The following is a 4,603-nucleotide window of genomic DNA, read 5'->3' on the forward strand; positions in this document are numbered from 1 at the left end:
GCGCTGACGGCGACCAACGCTGCGGCACGCTCGTCGAGCGCGTCCTGCCACTTGCGGGTCCGTGTCCGGGGCTGCGCTGGCCCGGTGGGCCGGCTGTCGCTGTCCGAGACGCCATGGGCGGCGCGGAACACAGCCAGGTCACCAAGGAGCGCACTATCGGCCCCGGCGGCGACGTACGGGCGGGCCCATAGCGGCGCGGTCGACGTCGACCAGTGGCCGCTCGCTTCGCGTAGCTCGTCGGCAAGTGAGGTCACCAGCTGCGCGCGGCGGTGAAGGTATTCGACGTGCTCGGCCGGTAGGTGTTCTGGTACCGACCCGAGCCAGGGCAACGGTCCCTGCTGGGCGCTATGCCCGCTTGTGGGGTCCAGTCGCCAGTCCAGGAGTGCCGCGACGTCAGCGGCGCTGTCGATCTCGCGGGAGTGGTAAGCCGCAGCCAGTGCGGCGGTAGCGTCGCCGCTTGGGCTCAGCTCCAGCGTGGCCAGGTGCTTGCGCAGGACCGGCCACGCGGACGTTTCGACAATGCGCGGGTCGATCTGGCGGGTATGGTCGGCGAGTTCGGCCAGCCGCTCTGCGCCTACTGCCGCCTCGGCGAGGGTGCCGGCGGCGTCGATGAATGCTGCGGCGGCCGGGCCGAGCCTGGTCGCCGGGTCACGTGCTTGGCGGGCACCGGTCGTTGCCGACCGCTGCGCCTCGTCACGGTCGAGAACCTTGGACAGCAGCTCCACCGCCGTGTCGGGGGTGAGGGCTTTGGGAGTCAGTACCTTGTGCGGGTCGCCCTCGGCCGTCGAGAGGTAGACGTGGTTGCCGTGGCGGCCGCGGGTCATCGCGACGTAGAACAGTTGACGCGAGAGCGAGTCGTTGCCGACGACGTGGCAGCGGTCGGCGGTGAGGCCTTGGGCTGCGTGAATGGTCGAGGCGTATCCGAGTGTGACGTGTTGGGCTACGTACTTGGCGGGCAGGTCGATGGTGCGCCCGCGGTCGCGGTGGCGGGCGGTGACTGTGCCATCCTGGCCAATCGCGGTGATCTCCCACCGGTCGCCGTTGCGCACCCAGTCCGTCGCTGAGGTGCGCAGGGCGCGGTTGTTGCGGCGCGTGCAGATCGTGTCACCCACCGACGCCGACAGCCCATCGGCGAGCTGAATCTCTCGGCCAACTTCGGCGGCGCTGAGCCCGTCAAGGCGGTGAGCACGTGCCGCCGCATTGAGGTCGTTCGTGGTGTCACGGGTCGCGGCGAGCATGACCGAATCGTCACCGGCCGACTGGTCATCGAGCCACGCGCCGAAAGCCTGATCGGCCGCTGCCCGATCAGAAGCGACATGAATTCGTCCGTGATCGGCGAGGTAACCAAGTCCGGCGACGTCACCTTCACGAAGAGCCAGCGACGCGCTACCTTCGGCGGTGTCGGAGAAACGCACCACCTCCGACAAGGTGAGTGCGTCGACCTCATGGGCCACATCACGCAGGACGCCGCCGGCGGAAATTGAGGCGAGCTGCTGATCGTCGCCGACCAGGCGCACGGCCGCGCCCCGGCTCTGCGCAAACCCGATCAGGGCATCAAGATCGGCTGTCGCGGCCATCCCTGCCTCGTCGACGACGAGCACGGTGGACGGACCGATCCGGTCGAACCACGGTGGCCGCTGCGGGTCCCGAACATCTCCGGCGGCCAGAGCGCGACGAGCGTTGAGGTCTCCGCGTTCAGCGGCGAGCACCGCTTGTTCGTAGTCTGCGCGAGCGCGGACGATGTGCACGAGCTTGGCCAGGGTGTCGGTCTCGGCGCCCAGATCCTCGCGCAGGACTGCGGCGGCCGCTGCGGTCGGGGCCAGGCCGATGACCGCGCCGCCGCTGTCGGTCCATGCCCTGCCGAATGCGCGCATCGCGGTCGTTTTGCCGGTGCCTGCCGGGGCGAGCGCCAGCTGCACACGCCGCCCTGACCCGGCCAGCTCACGCACCAAAGCAGTCTGTCCAGCGTTGAGGGAGCGACCGTTGGCGGCCTCTTCGAGCAACGCCAGGTCGACGTGGATGCCGTCGACCACTCGGCCGTCGGTGCGTCGGGCGGCCGCGACGATTCGGCGCTCAGCGGCGAGGATTTCCGCACTGGTCCACATCGCGGTGTCGTGCGTCGAGTAGACGCTGGCGCCATCGAGCCGGCGCAACATCTGCGGCTCACCTTGGTCGCTGTCGGTTACCTCGGGTGCCTGGGTGCGACTCGCTGATTCAGCGGCACGCACGATCGCTTCGACCGACTCGCTCCAGTGCTCAGGTGATACCCACCCGGCCCATGGCAGCGCGGTGTCGCTGCCGTAGGCGGTGTAGGCGGCGCAGCCACGTCCTTGACGTAGTTGTCGTTCGGCTTCGGCGCGAAGGTGCGGACGTTGCCAACGGGCCCGGCTTTCCGACACCACCGACACCACGTGATCGGCGATAGCGGTTGCCTCTTCGGACTGGATTGGGCCGGTGCGGATGGCGGCCTGCTCACCGGTGAATACCGACTCCAACGCTGCGTTGACGTTGCTCGAGGAACCAAGTTCATCGACCGCTTGCGTCCACCATGTATCGCGCTGCTCGTTCAGAGAGCGGGGCTCGTGTTTGGCTTCGCGCGTCTCCAGCGTGGCCTGCTGAGCCAGGTCAAACAGTTCTCCGCTAGTCGGTTCGCGGCCATGGACTGCCTGGAACTGTGCGGCCAGCTCCGACTGGCGGATCTCGATCGCTTCGCGGCGCTGAGACCACCGGCTCATCAGTTCCTCGGGCACTCCGACGATCTCGCGGATAGGTCGCCTACTCTTGTCCAGCGAGGGGCGCTCGGCGAATTGAGCACCGATGTACTGGCGCACGTACGCCTCGATCCGCGAGTTGTAGACCTCCGATGAGGACACGATCGCCTTGAACAGCGGGGTGCCATCGAGTGCGACCCAGCGGTATTCATCGGTGCCGGGGACACGGACCCGCACCTTGTTCGACACCGCGACATGGGTGTGCAGGTCGGGGTCACCGGCGCGGGAATCACGGTGAGTGAACGCAGCCGCGATTAGACCTTCGGTGTCCACTTGTTGGACCCCGTCGGTGCCCAGTCGACTGAAAGTGGCTTGGTCTTCGACGAAGGCGATAGCGTCGGCCACTGCCTTATCGTGGCACGCCTCGATCGCCTGCGACAGGTCCATTTCCTTGCCGTCGACCACGACGCGGCGCGTACTTGTGTGGCCCAGTGCCCACAATGTTGAGACGCTTTTGACCGGTGAAAAGGTCAGGTCATACCCGGCGACGCCTTGCGGCAGGGGACGGTTGATTCGGGCGATCCAGCCACTGAGTTCACGGTCATCACGGGGATCTCGGCGGTACTCGTCCCGAAACATCTCCAGGCCCAGCTCGGTACGCATCTGCGCCTTCACATCGTCAGCGATGGGGGCGCTCCATCGTTGCCCTGACCCCAAGTTGTGGGCGACGAACATCTCTGCCAGACGCACCCGGAACTCTGGGTGCGCGGTCGTTTCTGACCACCGCGCACCCAGCGCCGACGCCCGCAACTGGTCCTCAGCAGCGCCGCCGGCTGCGGCGACCTGCGCCTCAATCTCGTCCGCGTTCGGGTGCCTCCCCTCACCGAACAGCGCCCGCATTTGCTCAGCAGACACCACCGAGCCGGCATGCACCTCCCGCTCAGCGGACGCCGGAACCTCTGCCGTCGGGTGGATGAGGCTGGCCAGTCCTGCACCAGTCCAGCGGCCCGGCGCCTCTCCTTTCGCCGAGTAGTAGTCGGCCAAAGTGACGCGGCCGCGATCGGTGGCGTCCATGGCTGCGACCTGCCGAGTCAGGTACTCATAGCCACACCCGGCGGTGATTTTGTGAATGGTTCCGGCCATGTCGGCACCCAGTCAGATTCCGTTGAGCCTGCGCATACGCGCAACCAGGGTGCGGTGAAGGCCGATCGTCGCGTCGATCGCCGCGTTCCACTCCGGCCCATCGCAGCGGCCCTCCGCGATACGCCCGGCAAGGTCGATGAGGACCTGCGCGGTGATGACGGGGGAGTCCAAGACGGCGGTGGCGGCGACCTCGCTGGCGATTCCAGCGACCGACACGTCAGCCTTTTGACGTGCCCGCGCGGCCTTCCACCGGCACTGGTCGGAGCACCAGCGCCGCTTACGTCCGCCGCGTTGCTCCGGCAGCGCGGATGAGCAGAACTCACACACCCGCTCACCACTCATACCCGCGAGCATACGCAAAACGTAGCGCACGAATCCAGAATGCAAGAGGTGTGTGGGCTTGCTTTTGGGTGAGGGAAGGGAAAGGTGCTGGTCAGGCGGATGGTTTCTGTTGTGCAGGATCTGGTGAGGATGGGTTGCGTGGTGAGCGTGGCTGAGGGAAGGTGAGTGGCGATAGGGCAGTGAGTGATGGTTCTGGTCGTGCGGGAAAGCACGTGTTAGGAATCCTGAACGGTTTAGCTCTCCCATTGGCGTCCTTCGGCGCGTTAGGCTGATGGGGTCTCTGCGATTCAGATTGGCGTCGGAATCAGCTAGCTCGACCACCTTCGACGATGCGTGTGCGTCGTTCGGGGGCCAACGCTCTCTCGGGACCGCGGTGGACTCCAGTTGGTTTCGCGCCGTCTCCAGAC

2 protein-coding genes are annotated in these 4,603 nt (G+C 66.8%); both read right to left on the reverse strand.

Annotated elements, in window-relative coordinates; translation table 11 throughout:
- Positions 1–3,854 (reverse strand): MobF family relaxase (gene mobF, locus WAW85_RS13835; protein WP_422560180.1); only part of this gene is annotated, 3,854 nt, incomplete at its 3' end.
- A 12-nt stretch (positions 3,855–3,866) separates the two neighbouring features.
- Positions 3,867–4,196, reverse strand: coding sequence for a hypothetical protein (locus WAW85_RS13840; RefSeq protein WP_422560181.1), 330 nt, complete (start codon positions 4,194–4,196; stop codon positions 3,867–3,869).
- Positions 4,197–4,603: the final 407 nt, after the last annotated feature.

Origin of the sequence: Gordonia sp. (in: high G+C Gram-positive bacteria) (assembly GCF_049299075.1) — a bacterium.
GTDB lineage: Bacteria > Actinomycetota > Actinomycetes > Mycobacteriales > Mycobacteriaceae > Gordonia.